Annotated in this window: 19 protein-coding genes, 1 pseudogene and 1 riboswitch; of the genes and pseudogenes, 6 read left to right on the plus strand and 14 right to left on the minus strand. The window is 55.8% G+C overall.

Features of this window, described 5'->3' with window-relative positions; genetic code table 11:
* Positions 1–128 precede the first annotated feature (128 nt).
* A pseudogene (locus tag IQ273_RS15670) lies at positions 129–1256 on the plus strand (ATP-binding protein); the annotation flags it as partial.
* 128 nt (positions 1257–1384) lie between these two features.
* Here IQ273_RS15670 and IQ273_RS15675 read toward each other — a convergent pair.
* The 6 genes from IQ273_RS15675 to IQ273_RS15700 all read right to left on the minus strand — a co-directional run bounded on the left by IQ273_RS15675 (position 1385) and on the right by IQ273_RS15700 (position 7239).
* Complete coding sequence (locus tag IQ273_RS15675) at positions 1385–3160, minus strand: mechanosensitive ion channel family protein (protein WP_313898138.1); 1776 nt, start codon at positions 3158–3160, stop codon at positions 1385–1387.
* A 136-nt stretch (positions 3161–3296) separates the two neighbouring features.
* Positions 3297–4532 (minus strand): PrsW family intramembrane metalloprotease, encoded by a 1236-nt coding sequence (locus tag IQ273_RS15680; protein WP_194024112.1) that lies wholly within the window; start codon positions 4530–4532, stop codon positions 3297–3299.
* A 35-nt stretch (positions 4533–4567) separates the two neighbouring features.
* A complete protein-coding gene (locus IQ273_RS33735; protein ID WP_228053122.1) occupies positions 4568–5122 on the minus strand; it encodes a hypothetical protein in 555 nt (184 codons plus the stop codon).
* A 229-nt stretch (positions 5123–5351) separates the two neighbouring features.
* Positions 5352–5774, minus strand: a complete 423-nt coding sequence (locus IQ273_RS15690; RefSeq protein WP_194024113.1) for a hypothetical protein — start codon at positions 5772–5774, stop codon at positions 5352–5354.
* 113 nt (positions 5775–5887) lie between these two features.
* The gene (locus IQ273_RS15695) at positions 5888–6268 is read right to left on the minus strand and encodes a hypothetical protein (protein WP_313898136.1); all 381 of its coding nucleotides are present in this window, start codon (positions 6266–6268) and stop codon (positions 5888–5890) included.
* Between the two features lie 497 nt (positions 6269–6765).
* Positions 6766–7239 (minus strand): molybdenum cofactor biosynthesis protein MoaE, encoded by a 474-nt coding sequence (locus tag IQ273_RS15700; protein ID WP_194024114.1) that lies wholly within the window; start codon positions 7237–7239, stop codon positions 6766–6768.
* A 212-nt stretch (positions 7240–7451) separates the two neighbouring features.
* Between IQ273_RS15700 and IQ273_RS15705 the strand changes: the two genes are divergently transcribed.
* Positions 7452–8213, plus strand: coding sequence for a YdcF family protein (locus IQ273_RS15705; RefSeq protein ID WP_313898137.1), 762 nt, complete (start codon positions 7452–7454; stop codon positions 8211–8213).
* Positions 8214–8338: 125 nt separating this feature from the next.
* Here IQ273_RS15705 and IQ273_RS15710 read toward each other — a convergent pair whose 3' ends face one another.
* Positions 8339–9349, minus strand: a complete 1011-nt coding sequence (locus tag IQ273_RS15710; protein ID WP_194024115.1) for an aspartate carbamoyltransferase catalytic subunit — start codon at positions 9347–9349, stop codon at positions 8339–8341.
* Between IQ273_RS15710 and IQ273_RS15715 the strand changes: the two genes are divergently transcribed.
* Complete coding sequence (locus tag IQ273_RS15715; protein ID WP_194024116.1) at positions 9348–9998, plus strand: hypothetical protein; 651 nt, start codon at positions 9348–9350, stop codon at positions 9996–9998. The genes IQ273_RS15710 and IQ273_RS15715 overlap by 2 nt on opposite strands.
* Positions 9999–10043: 45 nt before the next feature.
* Here the strand turns inward: IQ273_RS15715 and IQ273_RS15720 are convergent, their stop codons facing one another.
* Positions 10044–10619 (minus strand): universal stress protein, encoded by a 576-nt coding sequence (locus tag IQ273_RS15720; RefSeq protein WP_228053124.1) that lies wholly within the window; start codon positions 10617–10619, stop codon positions 10044–10046.
* Between the two features lie 98 nt (positions 10620–10717).
* A riboswitch (cyclic di-AMP (ydaO/yuaA leader) is annotated at positions 10718–10878 on the minus strand.
* Positions 10879–11137: 259 nt separating this feature from the next.
* Positions 11138–12115, minus strand: a complete 978-nt coding sequence (locus IQ273_RS15725) for an aldo/keto reductase (protein ID WP_194024117.1) — start codon at positions 12113–12115, stop codon at positions 11138–11140.
* Between the two features lie 89 nt (positions 12116–12204).
* Here IQ273_RS15725 and IQ273_RS15730 point away from each other — a divergent pair, with 89 nt between their 5' ends.
* Together IQ273_RS15730 and speE are read left to right on the plus strand one after the other, a co-directional pair.
* Positions 12205–12753 carry a peroxiredoxin gene (locus IQ273_RS15730; protein ID WP_194024118.1) on the plus strand — a complete coding sequence of 183 codons (549 nt, stop codon included), beginning with the start codon at positions 12205–12207 and terminating at the stop codon, positions 12751–12753.
* Between the two features lie 279 nt (positions 12754–13032).
* On the plus strand, positions 13033–14316 hold the full coding sequence (speE, locus tag IQ273_RS15735) for a polyamine aminopropyltransferase (RefSeq protein WP_194024119.1): 1284 nt from the start codon (positions 13033–13035) through the stop codon (positions 14314–14316).
* A 68-nt stretch (positions 14317–14384) separates the two neighbouring features.
* Here the strand turns inward: speE and IQ273_RS15740 are convergent, their stop codons facing one another.
* Positions 14385–14819, minus strand: a complete 435-nt coding sequence (locus IQ273_RS15740; protein ID WP_194024120.1) for a PIN domain-containing protein — start codon at positions 14817–14819, stop codon at positions 14385–14387.
* Complete coding sequence (locus IQ273_RS15745; protein ID WP_194024121.1) at positions 14809–15030, minus strand: hypothetical protein; 222 nt, start codon at positions 15028–15030, stop codon at positions 14809–14811. The genes IQ273_RS15740 and IQ273_RS15745 overlap by 11 nt, the downstream gene beginning before the upstream one ends.
* Positions 15031–15087: 57 nt before the next feature.
* Between IQ273_RS15745 and IQ273_RS15750 the strand changes: the two genes are divergently transcribed.
* Positions 15088–16134 carry an agmatinase family protein gene (locus tag IQ273_RS15750; protein ID WP_194024122.1) on the plus strand — a complete coding sequence of 349 codons (1047 nt, stop codon included), beginning with the start codon at positions 15088–15090 and terminating at the stop codon, positions 16132–16134.
* A 45-nt stretch (positions 16135–16179) separates the two neighbouring features.
* On the opposite strand, the gene cax is transcribed toward IQ273_RS15750, so the two are convergent.
* The 3 genes from cax to IQ273_RS15765 form a co-directional block, all read right to left on the minus strand.
* On the minus strand, positions 16180–17271 hold the full coding sequence (gene cax, locus IQ273_RS15755) for a calcium/proton exchanger (protein ID WP_194024123.1): 1092 nt from the start codon (positions 17269–17271) through the stop codon (positions 16180–16182).
* Positions 17272–17425: 154 nt separating this feature from the next.
* Complete coding sequence (locus tag IQ273_RS15760; protein ID WP_194024124.1) at positions 17426–18160, minus strand: circadian clock KaiB family protein; 735 nt, start codon at positions 18158–18160, stop codon at positions 17426–17428.
* 7 nt (positions 18161–18167) lie between these two features.
* A partial coding sequence (locus tag IQ273_RS15765; protein ID WP_228053126.1) for a type IV pilus twitching motility protein PilT occupies positions 18168–19489 on the minus strand: 1322 nt, incomplete at its 5' end.

Consider the following 19489-nt stretch of genomic DNA (forward strand, 5'->3'; position numbering starts at 1 on the left):
GCCCCTTTGAACAACTCAACGGTTTCCGCTATCACGACAACTGGGTGCGCAACCTGCTGATTGCCTCTTCGTTAAATGGCAGAAGGCCGTTGCCCAGGAAAGCCGACACAAAATAAGTTGGAACTAGGACCATTCAACGCAATGCCAAGCTTCAATCAGAGCTGATTGAAGACCTGCTCGATGTGTCGCGAATCTTGCGCGGTAAGCTCAACCTAAACGTGGCTCCGGTCAATCTGGTCAACAAAATTCGAGGAGCCATGGAAACGGTGCGACTGGCCGCCGAAGCCAAGTCCATCGATTTACAATTTACGGTTTTAGATTCTGCAGGAGAAAACGAGGACGAGCTAAACTCCTCCAGCACAGCGGCGCAGAGCCCTAGCCAAAATCCAAAATGTATGGTTTGGGGTGACTCTACACGACTACAGCAGGTGGTCTGGAATCTGCTCTCCAATGCGGTGAAGTTTACGCCTGCGGGTGGGCGGGTTGACATTCGTTTGTCATCGATCACGGGGGACTCGTCATGGGCCATTGATGATTCGTCTCTAGTCAGTACCGACAACCGAATAATTAATAACAACGAAAAAACCGCTAGTTACGCTCAAATCACCGTCAGCGACACGGGAAAAGGCATTTCGCCTGACTTTTTACCCCATGTATTTGACTACTTCCGCCAGGCGGATGGTACAACCACCCGAAAATTTGGCGGCCTGGGTTTAGGCCTGGCGATCGTGCGCCATTTGGTTGAACTGCATGGAGGAACCGTTAGAGCCGACAGTTTGGGGGAGGACCAAGGCGCAACCTTTACCATTCGGCTTCCCCTCTTGTCGGCTGCGTTACAGGTCAACCGGACGCGATCGCCCCAGCAGTCCCACGATTTGAACGGCATCAAAATCGTGGTGGTAGATGATGAACCCGACACCCGAGAATTGGTGGTATTTGTCTTAGAACAGCAGGGAGCCCAGGTGATCACCGCTACCTCTGCCCATGAGGCCCTGCTGGTTTTGCCCCAGGCCAAGCCAGATGTGCTGTTGAGTGATATTGGCATGCCAGAAATGGATGGCTATATGCTGATCCAGCAGGTGAGGGCGTTGGCCCCTGAACAAGGGGGGCAAGTTCCGGCGATCGCCCTGACAGCCTATGCGGGCGATACCAATCAACAACAGGTGATTGCCGCAGGCTTCCAAAGGCACATCTCGAAGCCCATTGATCCTAAAGTGCTGGTGCAGGCGATCGCTCAGTTAATTCATTCCCGCTAATTTTCACCATCAAGATACTTAAACCCTGTTCAACCGATCAGCATAGGTGTAGTGCGATCTATTGGTGTTGCTAGCTGGAGTGGGTTACCGAGGGAGAGTAGCCACTATCGACAAGAGATTCGCGCTAGCTAGTTGTGAAACGTTGCATCTTCTAAGCTCGTGTTGTAGTTGATTGATTGCGGCTTGCCGATCTGAATGTTGTTGGTTTCAAAGGCTTGGCGTACCCGCAGCCGAAACTCTCGCCCCACGATCCACTGCTGCATAGGTGCGGTCTTGAGCCATACGCGCACGAGCATGCCCGTGTGGGACAGATCATCAATACCCAGAACTGTAGGGCGTTCTGGCATGCGATCGCGCCATTCTGGCTCACTGTAGAGTTGTTCACACACCTGCCGCAAAACACTGAAAACCTGCTTAGGATCATTTTCGTAGGCAACCACAATTGAAAAATCGACTCGCGACCACAGGCGAGTTAGGTTGCTAACATCGGTGATGTTGCTGTTAGGAATGGTAATCAGCTGGCCCTCGCTGTTGCGCAGCTGAGTCACTCGCAGGTTGAGGTTTTCGACCAGTCCGCTTTTCTCCCCAATTTGAACTACATCGCCCACCGCAAACTGATCTTCAATCAAGATTAAGCAGCCGTTGACTAGATCTTTGACCAAACTTTGGGAACCAAAGGAAACGGCCAAACCAATCACAGCGCCTCCCGCCAAAATTGAGCCGGTAGGGATGTTAAATAAACTGAGTGTCCAAATAATTCCCACGATGACCAGCACCGAGGTTGTTAATCCCTTTAGGGCATTGGAGATCGTTGTGGTTCTCAGAGCAATGCGCTGCGATTCTCCTAACGGCAGGTAGGGACTGGTTTTCCAGGAAAGGGTTAAACGGTCGATCAGGCTGCTGCTGATGCGAATGGCTAAACTAATGCCAAACCAAAGGGCAATGAAGGCTAGAGGTGTTGCCCAGACGTAAAGGCTCCACCGCATCAAGAGGGGAACTATGGCCACAATGCGAGCAATGCCGACATACCACATCAGAATGAACACCCAGAACAGTGCCCATTTTAGAAACCTATTGACGTCTAATTGGCGCTGCACGCTAAATTGATGCTGCACGGTTGTGAGGAATTGCGATCGCATATTAGCCATTGCGCTTGCCTCAGGTTCTTCTCCTGCCATCCTTTCCGGTGGGGCAGTCGGTTTTGGCGGCACTTCCTCTGCGCTGGTTTCTAAGGATGTGCTGGCCGTGATTGCGGCTAACTGTGTTTGATACAGGCTCTCTAGGGTTTGCTGCCTGCGGGTTAACCTGCGGCGCAAAAACCAGATCACAGCACTGACCAGCAGCAACCCCAGCAAGATTTGCAACGCCTGCCAGATTCGTTGAATAATGACCTCTGGCGTGCCTAACTGTCTGAACCGAATTACCTCATCTTGAAGAATTGTTTGCCATTCCTGGGCAAGTTCGTCCAGGGTTTTGCTGTTGAAGTCAGCGTCAGGCTCGGTTACCGTTACGAGACGGATAGGGCGAGACGACTGATCGTCACTAATTTGAACAATGGGTTGATTGCTAAGCGTGGCGATCGTCACGGTTGGGACTTGTTGACTGGTATAAATTCGGTAAAAAACCCGCCACAAGCGCTCATTTACCTCTTCAGCGCGCACCTCAACCGGCAGCAGCCCCTCTGGAACGCTGTCTCGATTAAAAATCGTCGGTGAGGTGACCTCAAACAATTCTTTCCGATCTAGGGGCGATCTGATCGAGGCCGTTTCGTATTCTCCGTGCCGTCTGACCCCATTTGGCGTACTGAAGGCGCTATTGCCAGAGGCGGGTAGGGAGGGCAGCTGTCCTTGAGCGATCGCACCGCTACCGAGCACCAGCGCCAGTGTGATCAGGCCGATCAGCACCAACCGGACTGCTAAACGAAGGCATCGGTTAAATTGAACCATTTTGGAGGGAACGGGTTGAGCACCTAAATACTAAGGCTGTCTATGGCAACTGCGATCGCCGCTCAGAAAAACACTGCTAACTCTACGCAATGAATTAGCCCCGCAACCGCCCCAGCTCATTTCGCCAGGAGGCCACCAAGGGGTCGCTTTCCACCGCTTGCCCTGCCTGCTTGACCCGCCACTTGCGAATCGCCAGCTCATCCTGCGCCTGCACAATCGCAGCGGATGTGCGTCGATTGTGGTGGGGAATGGAGCGCGTTTTGAATATGCGATCGCCCTTCACCGCTTCATACTCTTCTGGCAAAATCACAGGTTCGCCCTCATCGGCCAGCTCCTCGCGAATCACCTGCCGCTCCCAGATGCCGCTCTGCCACAGCATCACTCCAACAATGAGGAAAAATGGGAAAAAGCCAATTAATCTCCAGGCACTATGGATGATCCACACGTGGAAGAAGGGTTCAACCATCCTAGGAGCCACTTCGGGCGTTGATGCTTGGGGTACCGGCTGCCCAGTGGTGATGAAAACAAACAAGCGCACCATCAGGCCAATGGCATTGTTGAGGAAATGCCCCGAAAACCCCAGCAGCCAGCCCCCCACAGGAGCCGCGTAGCGCAGCCAGCGACGGGTGGTCTGCCGAGCTAGCCCCAGCCCCAGGCCAAAGAGCCCGGTGAAGAGCGCGTGCCCCGCCAGGCCAAACAGCGAGAAGCGATCCCCGAGCTGAAGATACAGCGGCACGTCTCCGGCGATGACAAATTCTTGCAGCACGTACAGGGGCGCTTCGCACAGGTTAAACCCAATGCCGACCAGCGCGCCGTAGATAAAGCCGTCGCGAACATTGTCAAACTCAGCCCGCAGCAGCCAAAACAGCAGCAGCACGCCCAGGCCTTTGGTGGTTTCTTCCACCAGAGGCCCAGCCACGGGAGCGCCCAAAACCATCCCAGCATTGGAGCCAAAAATGGTCTGAAGGGCGGGATGCAGATCGATAAAACCGGCGATGGTGGTGAGGAGGAAGTTGTTGAGCGGCAGTGCCACTCCGGTGGCAATTAGCCCGCCCCACAGCAGGGCGATCGCGTAGAGCCATCTCGACTCGGGTTCGCGGCGATCGAGAAACCACACAATCGCCAGGGGCACAAGCGCCAGCAAAGCCGCCCCCGCCAGAGCGATGAAAAAGACCTGAAAACCACCCTGGGTTACCGCCGAAAATTCTTGGATGAACGATGACGCGCTGATGATAATCAGCACCAGTAGAACAACGACCAGAAAAGCGGCGTTGCGGGGTTTGTTTAAAGGCGAGCCGTACAGCAGACTGGCTCTATTGGGTAGGGTCATACGCGCCTCAGAATGGCAACAAAGAACCGATCCAGCTAGTTCTCGCAGTGGTGCCAATCTACGTAAAAGATGTCTTGGTAGCGGCCATCTGAGGTGACAATTTCCACGCACCGCCCCGAATTGCCCTCGATCCAAAATGACGCAACGGCAGCATTGGATATGCGCTCGTTGCGGCGATAGCTATACCCCCGCCGCTGCAATTCGGCCTCGGCTTGACCGGCCCTAGCACCCACCATGTCTTGCAGGGCGGGGGGAGCGGTATTGCTCACGGCGGGCGGATCGCCGCGATCGCAGTCAGCCGTGCCCCCGGTATAGGCCAGAGAAACGTAGCGCCCCTGCTCGGTTCTCACCGTAATGCACTGCCCTGTGCTCGACTGAGTCCAGTAGCTATAGACCGCATCGTCGGAACTCTCGGCCCAGCGATAGGTATAGCCCCGCTGCTGCAATTGAACTTCTCCATCGCGCCCGCGCACATTTACCAAATCGTTAAGCTCACGCACAGAATCGCCAGCATTCTGAGCCTGGGCATTGCAGGTCGCTGCGATGATCAGCGAACTCACCACCCCAGCAATTACTTGATGCAACTTCATACAGATTACCTATCAGGATTAGTAGTCCCGCTGCGCGGGGTTCAACATGAAGAATCGCTAGGGTGTCAGCGTTGCAGTCGTCCCAAACGGCGGGGTTAAATCTGCCATTCCGGACTGGATAAATCAGGGGTTGCCGAACACCGGTATGCGTTAAACAGTGAATACCTGTAGCAGGGGCAAATGGTCGTGCCCCTGCCCCAATTCAGCCGCGCCAAAAATTGTTCACCCGTTACAGAATGGCAACGGAAAGCTCAAAGGGCACCGTGCGATTGCTGTCGCGATCATTTCCCATCAGATAGACGCGAACGGTGTAATCGCCGCTCCGGGGCAGCGTAACGGTGCCGTCATTACCCGACATTGAGCTGTTGTAGAGTGCCCGACTGCTGCCCGGTGCCAAAATGTTGAAATAGGCGACTCCATCGGTGATCAGCGAAACCGTCATCGTCTGCCCCGCCCGGGCACCCAAAATGTAGTCGTGGTACTGGTCGCCTACGACCGAGGAACTCATATAGGCATTGTCGTTACCAGAGGAAAAATGGACGACCGTGTGCGCCTGAGCTAGCGACGGTGCAGCGCTAGCCAGGGTGAGGGATGTAGTGATTGCGGCGGCGGCCAGCATTTTGTAGGCAGTAGCTCGGGCAAAATTTCCCATAAACTAATTTCTCCGTTGCAGTGATGCAATAAATTGACAGTTTTTTGTCGTTGTAAATCGCAAATCGAAAACCAGGGTTTAGCTTGATCAATTAATAGCCAGAGTTTATGTCTTCAAAGGGCTCCTTCATCCACGTTGGAGAAATAGTAGTTATAAAATTCATCGCCCGTCACTCGGTTGATGACGACAAGTTGCTTGGTGTTCTCGTCGTAGATCACGCGAACCTGATCGTCCTCTCCAGTAAATGTGCTGCCCGAGGTGCGCTCTAGATAACCATGAAAGAAAAATTCTCCTCCCTCTGAAATTTGAATCACGACAGTGTTTCTGTCGATTACCGTCATGTAGGTGACAGGGTTAGAAGATTGAGCAATGACTGCGGAAAAATGCTTCAATCCCTGGGCCTGAGCAGCAGCCATCGACCCCAGGCCAATCCCGAAAAGACTGGTTGCAATCAACGCAGAAAAGACGGTCAGCTTTCTAGCAATGTGTTTCACGATGCTTAACCCTTACCTATAGATCTCATTGGTTGTCTCCAAAAAGAAATCGTAAATCTTTCAGCATAAATCCAGCGGAGCAAGAGACGGACTCATCCATTGCACCCGCGAGAACTTTTCCAACAATTTAGCAAGAGCTCAACCGTTGGAAAGTATGACGATTTTTCTTGAAATGATCGACGGGACTATACCAACACTTCAACCAGTTTCATGTGTCGGAAAAACTGAGTTGTGTGCAAAGAGAAAAGGCGTAAATTTTGCCCCTCATATAAAATATGAAGACACTTATACACTGCTTCTAGAGAAAAAGTCAACTCTTTGAGGGGGCGAGGTAAACGCGTGCTCACCTTGCCCTGGCTATGATTTTGGTGAGATTAAGCATGATCCTAGCCTAGTTTAAGGCGTTTCGCCTTCTTGCCAAATCTGGCATCAAAGGGTTAACCAGCTTTGGTCAGTCCTCCCTCAAGCTCGCCGTATTACCAAGGCTCTGGGAAACATCAACCTTCTTCACAGCTGCCAATACTCACCCAGCTGGTTGATCCATCTTCCCAATGCTCTTTCTTCCAGATCGGGGCGTTGTGCTTGAGGGTGTCGATCGCATACTGACAGGCCGCAAAAGCCTCAGCCCGGTGGGGGCAACCCACAGCCACCAGCACGCTGATGTCGCCCACCACTAGCTTGCCAGTGCGGTGGTGAATCACCACGCGGGTGGCGTCGGGCCAGGTAGCGCGAATTTGGGCGGCAATTTGCTTGAATACCTCCAGGGCCATCGGTTCGTAGGCCTGGTACTCCAGCGCGACGACAGATTTACCCTCGCTGTTGTTGCGCACCATGCCGCTCATTACCACCACGGCTCCGTTGGCAGAGTCATCAGCCAGGGCGTAGACATCCTCCAAAGACAGGGGGGCAAAGGTGACCCGCAGGCTGCCGACGGTGGTGTCTACAGAAGGCCCGGAGGTAGCAAGCTGCATAAAGAACTCATAAAAAACGACAGAGGCGGCACCGACTTAACAAAAATTCGTCTACCGTGATGGCGGTGACGCCGAGCAGGTGCCCATCCCTAAAATTTATACCCGGAAAGGATCAGGGCTTGGCTAGTGTTGAGGCCGACATGCTCTGTCGCCATTGCCTTGCATTATAGGGTGGCCCTGCTGCTTAGGTCTTAGTCGAGTGGAGGTATACCGTGGTTGATCTATCGGTCTGTCAAGTTACATCGGCGGGTGACCTAACGCGATCGCTCTGGCACCTACTCAATCTACTTATGCAGCCGAGCATCGTGCTGCCGGTGCTAGCCGTCATGATCGCCGCCCCCTGGGTTGTACGGCCCCGACGGTGGAAACGCCGCGTCAGCCTGGCGGGGGTCATGCTGCTGCTGTTGTACAGCCTGGGCCTGTCTCCCCTAGGGGCTAAAGTAGGTGGTAAAGGGCTAGCCCTGCTGATTCCCCAGGATAATGGCCAGACGGCCGATGCAATTGTCATCCTGGGTCGGGGAGAAAACTTTCGCCCCAGCCGGGTACAGGTGGCCGCTGAGCTTTGGCAGCAGCAGCGATCGCCCCTCATATTTGCCAGCGGGCGCGGCGACGCGATCGAAATTGGCCAAATGCTAGAGGCCGCCGGGCTGCCAGCCGCCGCTATTGACGGCGAACCCTGCTCGGCCACCACTAACGAAAACGCCCTATTCACGGCGGCTCTGCTGCAACCCCAGGGCATCAGGCGGCTAATTTTGGTCACCGACCCGCCGCACATGGCGCGATCGCTACTCACCTTTCGCAGCCTGGGGTTTGAGGTCATCCCCCACCCCAGCCCGGTGCCCAACGGCCTAAACAATCGCAAACGCCAATTCCTAGTGCTGCGCGAATGGGCCGGCCTAATCGGCTACGGCATGATGGGCCGCTATTTTGCGCGAGAAACCGGGGAGCCAGGGTTTGGGGTGAGAACAGGGTAGGTGCGTGGATGAGTAGATGGGTAGATGGGTAGATGGGTAGGTGGGTAGGTGGGTTAGATGGGTAGATGGGTAGATGGGTAGGCGATCACCCACTCATCCGCTCATCCGCTCATCCACTCATCCACTCATCCACCCTTATCCCCCACCCCAATCAAATACAGCAGGGCCATACGCACGGCGACGCCGCTGGTCACCTGGTCGCCGATCAGGCTCAGGGTGGGGTCATCCATGACATCGGAGCTGATTTCGACGCCACGGTTGACGGGGCCAGGATGCAGCACTTTGACGGTGGGCTGGCAGGGTTGCAGGCGATCGCGCGTAATGCCAAAGCCCTGGTGGTACTCGCGCAGGCTGGGCAGCAGGTGCTGGGTCATGCGCTCCTTTTGCAGGCGCAGGGTCATGACAAAATCGGCATTCTCTAGCGCTGGGGCCAGGGTGCTGTGCTGAATAATGGCGCGGGGAATTGCGATCGGCGATTGGGTGGCGAAGGCGTCGGCAAAGCCGGGAGGCAGCAGGGTCGGGGGTGCAGCCAGGTGCACCTCGGCTCCGCAGGCGGTGAGGCACCACAGGTTAGAGCGGGCCACGCGGGAGTGCAGAATGTCGCCCACTAGGGCAATTTTTTTGCCCGCCAGCAGCGAGGCGGTGGGTTGATCCGGATTTAGGGTCAGGCCCAGCGTGAATAGATCGAGTAGGGCCTGGGAGGGGTGGGCGTGCAGCCCATCACCGCCATTGAGCACGCCGACTCCCGTTTGCAGCCGGTCCATCTCGGCGGCGATCGCCCCCGGCACTCCCGACTCCTGATGGCGAATCACCATCAGGTTGGTGCCCATGGCCAGGTATGTCTTGGCGGTGTCTAGAATGGTCTCACCTTTAGTCAGCGACGACGTGCCGGGGGCAAAGTTGAGCACATCTGCTGACAGCCGCTTGGCGGCTAGTTCAAAGCTGCTGCGGGTACGGGTGGAGGGCTCAAAAAACATGTTGGTGACCACCAATCCCTGCAGGGCGGGCACCTTACGGGTGCGGCGCGACAGCACTTGCCAAAAGCTCACCGCCGTTTCCATCACCGTTTCTAGCTCTGCTGCCGTAAAATCGGCCAGCGACAGTACGTGTCGTCGATTCCAGGAAGCACTTGCCATGACCCGTTGTCTCAACCCCGTTCAATACCGTCCTCACCATACCTGGCTCAGGGCCTCAGGAATAAGTTTTGGGACAGTCTTTGGAACAATTTCTCTGGCCTTTTTGGGGTTACTCGGAGGGTGCGCTGGGGCGACAGGCGGAACATCGGCGATCGCACCAGATGCGGCTAGCTCTACCGAAGCCGCGATCGCCACCCCGTTTCAATCTATAGAATTGGCCCCCAGCTCCGCCGATGCGTTGGTCAGCGCCAACCGCATCGTGCAGGCCAAGGCCCGTCGACTGGTGGTACCCACCGACCCAGTTGCCGTAGATCTCTACACCCTCGACGATCGCTGCGAAAACTACCAGCGAGAGCCCATTCTCGTGCCCCGCCCTCAAAGCATGGAAACCGCCGTTGCCCTCATCATGGCTGAACAGGCCATCCCAGAGCTGACCCTTTCCGGCTACCGCACCCGCTTTGACCCCGAAACCAAAACCGTCACCATCGACCTGCGCGTGGCTCGCACCTCGCGGCGGGTGCTACAGTCGCTGTCGGTGTGCGAACAAAAAGCGCTGCTCGGCAGCTTACGCGAAACGCTGATCAACCAGCCCGACTGGAAAATCGAAGCGGTGACGTTCACGAACCGAGGCAACCCCCTGGTGCCGTGAATTCAAACCCTGCATTCCGCAGGGTTGTCTAGCTGGGTTTGGGGACTACTTGGGTAGCCCCAGCACAGAACACGGAGTCTGGGAGTCTAGCTGCTGCACCAGCTTGTGCTTAGCCGAATGACAGCCCACCAGCAGCACTTCGGCCCCAATCTCTTGGGCCACCTGGCTGAGTTCGGTTGCCACCTGGCCGACTCGCAGGTGGGCGTTGAGCGACCCGCGCCACTCACTGGCCAAACAGCGGGCCTGCCAAAGAATGCGATCGGCATTGGCGATGGTTTTGGGGCGAGTTTTATCAACTACGTAAACAACATGTACATGCACAGGGTTAGGCTTGGCCAAACGGGTTTGGTGAGCTACACACAGGGCAAGATCGAGGGCAGCCTGGCTGCGGGCCGAACCGCTGTAGCCCACCACAAAATTGATAGTTTGCTCGTCTATATTAGGGCCTGTAATGGGCGGTTTGGGCCGCAGAAGTAGAACAATTTTTTTAGCTAGATCGCGGCGACCCAGGGCCGCCTCTAACCGCATAATCATGGGCTTGATCGCAGCCTCGGGAGAAATCTGAGGGGCGATCGAATGGGACTGCCTTAGTGGGGCAGTGGCGCGCGATTTGAGCTGCATGAGACCCTCCTGGAGCCTAATCATGGACAGCGAACAAGCCGTGTTAACACGACTTAGGACACTGAAACAATCAACGCATTAGCGTAAATGGTGATAGTTCAGTCTCCCTCAATGCCGACGAGGTTAGCTGACGGGCTAGGGTTGAGAGATACCCTTTTCCGATTACCCTTCATGGGGGTTTAAGAAATCGGAAACACGCCCCTTTACTTGGTTCCCCCGCTCTAGCTGTTAGGAAAACTAGATTAGGCTGACTTGTTCGATGTCTAAATTGTAGAAGGGAAAAACAACAAGCGTCAACGGATGCTTTACATTGCGTGACTATTTGTATCGCTTAATACAGTCACTATTGTTGGGTAGATGTTTTTATTTTTTGGGTGAAATTACAAACTCAAGTAAAAAGAATTAATCCACTAGAAAATGCGTTTTCAAAAAACGTTTTTTTGCTTAAGCATCTTCCGTTAGAAGTATTTTTGAAGATTTTGAAAATATCCGTGAGGCTGCGATCGCAGCCCCTCAGTCTAGCAATAGCGCTGGGTTAGCTGGTCAAGCTGCTCCAACTCATCAGTAGTCAATTGCCAACCCAGTGCGCCAGCGTTTTGCGCCGCCTGGCGGGCATTTTTAGCACCAGGAATGGGCATTACATTGCCCTGGGCTACCAGCCAGTTGAGGGCCACCTGGGCAGGGGTGCGGTCTCTTTTTTCACCGATCTCCTTCAATGCCCCAATCACGGGCATCAGCTTGGTGAGACCGCTCTGGCTAAAGCGGGGGTCGAGCCAGCGGGCTCCAGCGGGTTTGAGGTCGGCCTCTGGCGTATACTTGCCCGTCAGCAAGCCCTGGGCCAGGGGACTGTAGGCAAGAATTGTGACCCCTAGCTCTCTCGCCGTGTCGATGATGCCATTGGTCTCAGGCTTGCGGTGGAGCAAGGAATACTGCACCTGATTCACTGCTAGGGGCACGCCCTGCTCGGCCAGGTAGCCGTGGGCTTCGCGCATTTGGGTGGCGGAGTAGTTGCTCACCCCCACTGCGCCGATGCGGCCCCGCTTGACCTCCGCCGCTAGGGCCTGCATCAGGTCTTTTTGGCTGAGCAGAAAACTCACCGGCTGATGCACCTGGTACAGCGCCACCGAGGCCACCTGGAGGCGATCGAGGCTGGCCGCCAGGGCATCGGCGACAGATTGCTTCGAAAAGCGCCAGGGCAGTGGAAAGTATTTGGTGGCCACGACGGGTGGCTGGGCGGCCTGCTGAGGACGCTGCTGCATGAAGCGGCCAATTAGTCTCTCAGACTGGCCAAAGCCATAGATCTCGGCGGTGTCGAACAGGGTAAGCCCCGCATCGAGGCAAGCGTCGAAGGCAGCGCTTAGGTCGCTGTCGCTGTAGGCCTTGCCGTAGTCCCAGAAAAGGGAGTCGCCCCAGGCCCAGGTGCCCACGCCCAGAGCCGGTACAACCAGGCCACCGGGGCCAAGGGTCACGGTTTGCAGATTGGCGATCGGGGACATAGGCTAGGCTCCGGCAGCAGGAAAGATAACAACGTTATTGTAAACTTTGGTAAAGAGCTTTCAGAATCATCCCCAAGGAAGAACCTGTCATGACCCGCCGCCGTTTTCTGCAAGCCGCTTTGGGTGTTTGCCTGGTGTGCTTGAGCTGGATTGTTGCTCCTCTGCCTGCGCTGGCCCTGGGAGGCGCTCAAATTCCACTGGGCGATCCGGCTCCCGAGTTCACGCTGCCGACCAACGCCGGGGCTGGGGAAATTTCGCTAGCCGACTTTCGCAACCAGTGGGTGGTGCTGTACTTTTACCCTCGCGACTTTACCTCCGGCTGCACTATCGAGGCCCAGCGGTTTGAGCGCGACATTGCTGAGTACAAGGCTCGCAATGTTCAAGTCATCGGTATTAGCGCCGACAGCGTTGAGTCTCACGCCGAATTTTGTGATGCTGAGGGGCTAGAGTTTCCGCTGCTGTCTGACCCCAGGGGAGCGGTCAGCAAGGCCTATCGATCGTGGCTGGGAGCGATGTCGCTGCGGCACACCTATATCATTGGCCCCGACGGTACTATACGGGCGCGTTTTTTGGGCGTGCAGCCGGTGATTCACAGTCGAGAGGTGCTGGCCAAGCTGGATGAGTTACAGGCGGGTTAGAGAGGGTTTAGGGTTTCGGGTCTCGGGTTTAGGTTAAACCGTACACGCAGCCCCCCCACTGATCGCTGTCTTAACCGCTACTGCGCGAATCTCCTGGGTACAGCAGCAGCAAAGATTGTGATCTGCCCTACATTTCAGCAGCATATTTGGGGTTTAGCCCTGACAGTCTGCTGAGACAACGCATTGAAATGGCCCTGGGGAAATAGAATCTAAAACGGTGATACAGTTTCGATCTTTCACTCGGGCTTTGACTCGGGCCACTCTAGGGGAAATGGGCGCATGAAATCGCTTGGACGACATATTTTAGTTGAGTTCTTTGGCTGTTCGTCAGACATTCTCAACGACGTGCCGCTGATTGAGAGCAGCATGGTGGGCGCTGCCGCCGACGCCGGGGCGACGGTGATTAGCTCGGTGTTTCACCACTTTTCGCCCTTTGGGGTGTCGGGGGTGGTAGTGATTCAAGAGAGCCACCTGGCGATTCACACCTGGCCCGAGTACCGCTATGCGGCGGTAGACCTGTTTACCTGCGGCGACACCGTCAACCCCTGGATTTCGTTCGATAAGCTCAAGCTGGCTTTTAAGGCCGACTACGGCTCAGCCCTTGAGATGAACCGGGGCCAGCTCGAACTGCTGGAGCGCATCGACGTTGACCTGGGGGAACTGCGCGATGAGGTGACCAACAGGCTGATCACCCCCAAACAGAGCCGCAGCGTCTGGTTTACCGACAAAAACGACGACATTGCCCTGTCGATTCGCCACAAGGGCGATCGCGTTTTTCGTGAAAAGTCGCCCTACCAAACCGTTGAAATCTTCGACACCTTTGCCTATGGCAAAATGCTCACCATCGACAACATGGTGATGTGCAGCGAAAAGGATGAAAATGCCTACCACGAGATGATCATCCACGTGCCGATGCTGCTCAACCCCAGCTTTAGAAACGTGCTGGTGATCGGCGGCGGCGACGGCGGCAGCGTGCGTGAAATTTTGCGCCATCCCCAGGTCGAAAACGTCACCATGGTTGAAATTGACGAAGCGGTGGTGCGGGCCTCGAAGGAATTTTTGCCCTCGCTATCCGGTGCGCTAGAAGACCCCAAACTCGACCTCCGCATTGAGGACGGCATTGCCTTTGTGGCCAACGCCCCCGACGCTAGCTACGACCTGATTGTGATCGATTCTTCCGATCCGGTGGGGCCATCGGAGGGGCTGTTTAGCACAGCATTCTATGAGCAGGTATATCGCTGCTTGAAGCCGGGTGGTGCGATCGCCGCTCAAAGCGAATCACCCCGGTTTAACCAACGGGCCTTCGTGGATATTCACCACTGCCTCAAGGGCATTTTTGGCGACGAGAATGTGTTTTGCTACCTGGCGTTTATTCCCACCTACCCGACGGGCATGTGGAGCTTTAACTACGCCACCAAGGGCGCGGCCCACCCGATTCAGGGCATGGATGCGGCGAAGTCGGAGGGTTTTGCCGCTGAGCACGCTTTGCAGTACTACAACGTGGGTATGCACCAGGCGGCCTTTGCCCTACCCACCTTTGTACAGACTATGCTGAAGGGGTAGAGGAAATTGTTGGAGATAGGAGAGGCCAGGCTTCTCCTATCTCTTAGATTCTGCATTGCTAACAGTAGCTAGGTCTGGCTAAATGGATTGGTTACGGTGAGGCGATTTTCAATATTCAACCCATCGTGCATGTCTTCGCTGTAGAGAATAATTGCGCCAGTATTGAGTGCAGCAGCGCAGATAAGGCTATCCCAAAATGAAAGTTGATACCGGGTTCGCAGAACCGAAGCCTGAAGCAAAATTTCTTTAGACAGATGCGTTACCCGACAACGCTTGTAGAACGCTGTAATGACCTTTGAAATTTGTGCCTCGCTAAAGCTGGCCTTTTGGAGCAAGTTTTTACAAACTTCGTTGATCACCTGGGTGCTAACTAACAGGTCTGGTTCCGCAACAATAGCTTTTGCGATTTGATGCTTAGCCTCATCTTGCCGACGGTTGAAAGCGTAGAGCCACACATTGGAATCGACAAAGCAGCTGTGAGGCTGTACTACATTATCGGTCATAGAGGTCTTCGCGGGTTTTGGGCATGAAGTTGTCGATGTCGAGGGGATGCTCAAGCAAGTTTGCAATCATGTCTTCTTCTTCGAGGATAGAGGGCTCGGGCATGAGCAGAATGACCTTTACCTGAGCACTGTTGCCAAAGGTCTGCTGGTATTGAGGAGGGATCGCGATCGCCCCGTTCTCAATCTTGGTTTCAAACTCAACTGCCTGCATGCAATTCTCCCGCCAGTTCAGTACCGTTAACTCTACGCTATCGCTAGTATCTGCTCTATGACTACCTCAACCGCCAATCTGCACAACTTTGACCCCAGCGGCGTGGGCCTCGACAACGGCAACCTCTACGGACTGCCCTACGACTACGACACGGCGGGCATCATTGTCTTTGGCCTGCCCTGGGAGGTGACAGTGTCGTACCACCAGGGCACCGCCCAGGGGCCGCGACGGGTGCTGGAGGCGTCCCCCCAGCTCGATCTGTACGATCGCGACAATCCCGACGGATGGCGGCAGGGCATCTACATGCCGCCGATTCCGCAACACCTGTACGATCTCAATGTTCAGGTGCGGGAGGCGGCCAATCGCGTCATTCAGGCTACAGAGGAGGGGATTGCGATCGCTACCCAACCCCTGCTTCAAACCGACCTAGACAATGTCAACCACGCCTGCGAACAAATGACCGGCTGGCTCTACGCCCAGTCTGCCAACGCCCTTGAACAGGGCAAACGAGTGGGGGTAATCGGCGGCGACCACAGCGTGCCGCTGGGGTACCTACAGGCCTTGGCCGATCGCCACGCCGACTTTGGCGTACTGCACATTGACGCCCATGCCGACCTGAGAAAGGCCTATCAGGGCTTCCGCTACTCCCACGCGTCGATTATGTTCAACCTGCTGGAGTTGCCCCAGGTTAGTCGGCTGGTGCAGGTGGGCATTCGCGACCTGTGCCACGACGAGGTGGCGCTGATCCAGCGTTCTGAAGGACGCATTGTTACCTACTACGACGCCGTGGTGAAAGAAAACACCTACCAGGGAATGCCCTGGATGCAGCAGTGTGAGGCGATCGTGGCAGATTTGCCCGAAAAGGTTTACGTTAGCTTCGATACCGATGGCCTCGACCCAAAACTGTGCCCCAATACCGGCACCCCTGTCCCCGGCGGGCTAGAGCTAGAGGAAGTCTTTTGTCTGCTGCGCCAGGTGATTCGCAGCGGACGGCAGATCATCGGTTTTGACCTGTCGGAGGTGGGCGACGGCGAGTGGGATGGCAACGTGGGGGCCAGGGCTGTTTATAAGCTCTGCTGCCTAATGGGGCTAGCGAAGGATTGACCATAACGCCATTTGGTTGATGCCTATATTGGCCCTACACCGGCTCTACACTGGGTGGAAGAAAAATGAGGCTCCCAGAATGACGAAGGTAGAGAGCAGCAGCACCCCCTCTAGCCAGTTTGATTTGCCATCCTGGCTAATCAGGTTGACCACCGCAACGGCAATAACCACTGCGATCGCCTCAAAAGGGCCAAAGTTCAAGTCCATCGGTTGGCCAATCAACTGACCCACAATCACCAGCAGAGGGGCTACCAGCAGGGCCACCAGCAGACTCGACCCCATCGCGATCGACACCGCCAGGTCCATATTATTTTTCACCGCCATGCGCACAGCGGTGACATACTCCGCCGCACCGCCCACCAGCGGCAGCAAAATCACCCCGGTAAATAAGTCAGTCAGCCCCAGGCTACGGGCAGTTTCTTCCACCGCCCCCACAAAAATTTCTGACTCAATCGCCACGCCTACCGTGGCGGCCAAAAGCACGCCAATCCAGAGCCACAGGTTGGGCTTTTCGCCCTCACCGTGCTCGCCCTCACCGTGGCCACCCTCAAAATCGCTGACCCCAACGTCGTAGAGGTAGCTGTGGGTCTTGAGCGAAAAGAGCAGCGTTAGCCCGTAGACCAAAATCATCACCGCAGCGACCGTTAGCGAGAGCCGGTTAATAGCGACCGGCTCTACGATATTAGAGGTGTTGATCACCATGGCGGGCAGCACAATTGCCGTCACCGCCAGGGCCATCGTGCTGCCATTAATGCCGGCCACTTTGCGATTAAACTCTTGCTCTTTGTAGCGCAGCCCGCCAAAGAACATCGAGAGCCCCAGCACCAGCAGCAGGTTGGCCAACAGCGAGCCGGTAATGCTGGCTTTTACAATGCCAATCAAGCCTGCTTTGAGGGCAACTAGCGCAATAATCAGCTCGGTGGCATTGCCAAAGACAGCATTGATTAAGCCGCCAATGGTAGGGCCTGTCACTACGGCTAGCTCTTCGGTAGCGGTACTCAGCCAAATCGCCAGAGGCACAATGGCCAGTGCTGACAGCCCAAATACGGTTAGGGCACCCCACTCCAGCCGTTCTGCTGCGATCGAAATGGGAATGAAGAGCAGCATACCGAGAGAGACAACATTTTTTACCGACATAGATAACCAGCTCAAGGAATTAGATGGACACTGGGGCTCGCTACAGCGACGGTACCACGACCCTGTGGAACAAGGGCGAAGACGTTCTGGTTGAAGTTGACAATACCGTGGTGCTGTCAGATTGCACAGCCCAAAACTAGCCCAGAACCAGTGGTTAAGCCAGCAGCAGCGCCATTTGCTCTTGGCTCTGCACGTTGCCGACTACCCGACGCACCGGCTCTGGTGATACCTGAATCAGGGTTGGCGTGGCGGAAATATAGGCCGCCTCGGCTTCGGCGGGGTGGGTGGTAACGTCAATGACCTGTAGCGTGTAGGAACCGGGCAGAGTTGATTCTAGGGTGGTGTACAAAAACCTCAGCATTTTCTCAGTGGCAACGGTGTCAGCTCCACTGACAAACAGCTTAAAGCAGTGGGGCTGGGGTAGCGCGCTATCGAGAACATCGGCTGGTAAAGGTTCTTCTGAGCGCCCAGTAGCCTGCTCAACTTGAATGATTAGATCGTGGCACTCCCACAGCTGAGGAAAGGTGGGCCGGTACGACTCAATGAGTGCCACAGAACATTCTTCGGCGCTGCTGTAGTTGGGCTGCCACTGTAAGCTACCTAGGCCAAACAGCGCGTTAAGCAGGGGCTGAAACCGCAGCGCCCGAGGGTATGCCTCAGCCACCATAACTGGAGTCTGAGTCTTAGGGTTGACCCAGCGGTCTACGGTGGCTGTAAAGCAGGGCAGCAAAAAGTAGGGCGGCTCGGCCAATCCCAGGTGAGTTTGCAGCGTGGCGCACAGGTCTAGATGCCAGTGGGCGCGCTTTTGTTCGTCTAGGCAGTAGACACAGTCGCCCCCTGGGGTAAATAGGGCAATGCCCTTAAAACTGGGGGCAACCGAGTCAGGCATGGCGACGTTAGACACGACCTCGCAGCATTTGGGCCATTTCATTTTGCCTGGGCGACATTTCCAGCGCGGTCTCTTCGGTAATCCGCCCCGACTCGTAGAGAGCGTAGAGCGACTGGTTCATGGTACACATGCCGTCGAAAGTACATTTGGGAATCAGCGCTTCGACTTCATCGAGCTGGCCCCGCAGAATATAGTCTTTGATGGCGTCGGTGTTAATGAGAATATCGTGGAAGGCGGCCCGCTTACCGTCGGTGGTGCGACAGAGCCCCTGGGCAATGACCGCTACCAGCGACTCGGCCAGGGATACCCGCACCGGGGCCTGCTGCTCAGGTTCGTAGAGGTTGAGAATCCGCTCTACGGTTTTGACGGCGCTGTTGGTGTGCAGGGTACCCATGACCAAGTGGCCGGTCTGGGCAGCTTTAAGGGCGGTGTTGACGGTTTCTTTGTCCCGCATTTCACCCACCAGAATGATGTCGGGGTCTTCCCGCAGAGAGGCCTTGAGGGCGTTGTCGAACTTTTGGGTGTGCATCCCCACTTCCCGCTGTTTGATCAGCGATCGCCTGCTGGTGTGCACAAATTCTACCGGGTCTTCAATGGTGATGATGTTTTTGGGCATTTCGGTGTTGACGTAGTCAATCATCGCCGCCATGGTGGTCGATTTACCTGAACCCGTCGGCCCGGTGACTAGAACCAAACCCTTGTGGTAGTGGCACACATCCCTAAAGATGGGCGAAAACCCTAGTTGGTCGAGGGTGAGAATTTTTACCGGAATCAAACGCAGCACCATAGCCGGGCCACGCAATGAATCAAAAATGTTAATCCGGATTCGGGTGAAGTCGTACTGGGCCGCCCCGTCAAAGTCGAGGGTGCGACGAAACTCCTGCACTTCGTCAGGCTTAAGAATTTCGTCGAGCCAGGCAAAGAAGGTCGCTTCGTCGGTGGCTGGGTACTCGGTGGGGGAAATATCGCCGCGATCGCGGAACCGAGGTATTTCACCCACTCCTAGGTGAATGTCAGAAAAGCCCTTATCAAAGGCCTCTCGCACAATTTTTTCGAGGGTGAGCCCGCTGCTGACCTTAAGGGTTTCAGCCGCCTTGGGCATAGGGGGCGGTGAGGCCGGTCGATGGCGAGCCTGGCCCGGAGCTGGTGGTTGCCCGGCTGGGGCTGACGCTGGAGCCGGAGGAGCCTGGCCTGCTGGAGGAGCCTGTCTTGCCGACGCTTGAGCCTGGCCAGCTGCCGCCTGGGCGGCGGCTTGACCAGCCGTGCGGGCGGCCGCTTGGGCACGGGCCTGAGCAGAAGCCTGGGCTTGGGCCGTTGACTGGGGAGGCC

It is taken from the genome of Nodosilinea sp. LEGE 07298 (genome assembly GCF_015207265.1).
In the GTDB taxonomy this organism is placed as follows: Bacteria; Cyanobacteriota; Cyanobacteriia; order Phormidesmidales; family Phormidesmidaceae; genus Nodosilinea.

What these genes read in the sequence shown, in the direction of transcription:
- IQ273_RS15740 (WP_194024120.1), bottom strand. Translation starts at nt 14,819, where the DNA reads ATGACCGATAATGTAGTACAGCCTCACAGCTGCTTTGTCGATTCCAAT.
- IQ273_RS33735 (WP_228053122.1), bottom strand. Translation starts at nt 5,122, where the DNA reads ATGAAGTTGCATCAAGTAATTGCTGGGGTGGTGAGTTCGCTGATCATC.
- IQ273_RS15700 (WP_194024114.1), bottom strand. Translation starts at nt 7,239, where the DNA reads ATGCAGCTTGCTACCTCCGGGCCTTCTGTAGACACCACCGTCGGCAGC.
- IQ273_RS15720 (WP_228053124.1), bottom strand. Translation starts at nt 10,619, where the DNA reads ATGCAGCTCAAATCGCGCGCCACTGCCCCACTAAGGCAGTCCCATTCG.
- IQ273_RS15680 (WP_194024112.1), bottom strand. Translation starts at nt 4,532, where the DNA reads ATGACCCTACCCAATAGAGCCAGTCTGCTGTACGGCTCGCCTTTAAAC.
- IQ273_RS15690 (WP_194024113.1), bottom strand. Translation starts at nt 5,774, where the DNA reads ATGGGAAATTTTGCCCGAGCTACTGCCTACAAAATGCTGGCCGCCGCC.
- IQ273_RS15730 (WP_194024118.1), top strand. Translation starts at nt 12,205, where the DNA reads ATGACCCGCCGCCGTTTTCTGCAAGCCGCTTTGGGTGTTTGCCTGGTG.
- IQ273_RS15710 (WP_194024115.1), bottom strand. Translation starts at nt 9,349, where the DNA reads ATGGCAAGTGCTTCCTGGAATCGACGACACGTACTGTCGCTGGCCGAT.
- IQ273_RS15745 (WP_194024121.1), bottom strand. Translation starts at nt 15,030, where the DNA reads ATGCAGGCAGTTGAGTTTGAAACCAAGATTGAGAACGGGGCGATCGCG.
- speE (WP_194024119.1), top strand. Translation starts at nt 13,033, where the DNA reads ATGAAATCGCTTGGACGACATATTTTAGTTGAGTTCTTTGGCTGTTCG.
- IQ273_RS15715 (WP_194024116.1), top strand. Translation starts at nt 9,348, where the DNA reads ATGACCCGTTGTCTCAACCCCGTTCAATACCGTCCTCACCATACCTGG.
- IQ273_RS15725 (WP_194024117.1), bottom strand. Translation starts at nt 12,115, where the DNA reads ATGTCCCCGATCGCCAATCTGCAAACCGTGACCCTTGGCCCCGGTGGC.
- IQ273_RS15750 (WP_194024122.1), top strand. Translation starts at nt 15,088, where the DNA reads ATGACTACCTCAACCGCCAATCTGCACAACTTTGACCCCAGCGGCGTG.
- cax (WP_194024123.1), bottom strand. Translation starts at nt 17,271, where the DNA reads ATGTCGGTAAAAAATGTTGTCTCTCTCGGTATGCTGCTCTTCATTCCC.
- IQ273_RS15760 (WP_194024124.1), bottom strand. Translation starts at nt 18,160, where the DNA reads ATGCCTGACTCGGTTGCCCCCAGTTTTAAGGGCATTGCCCTATTTACC.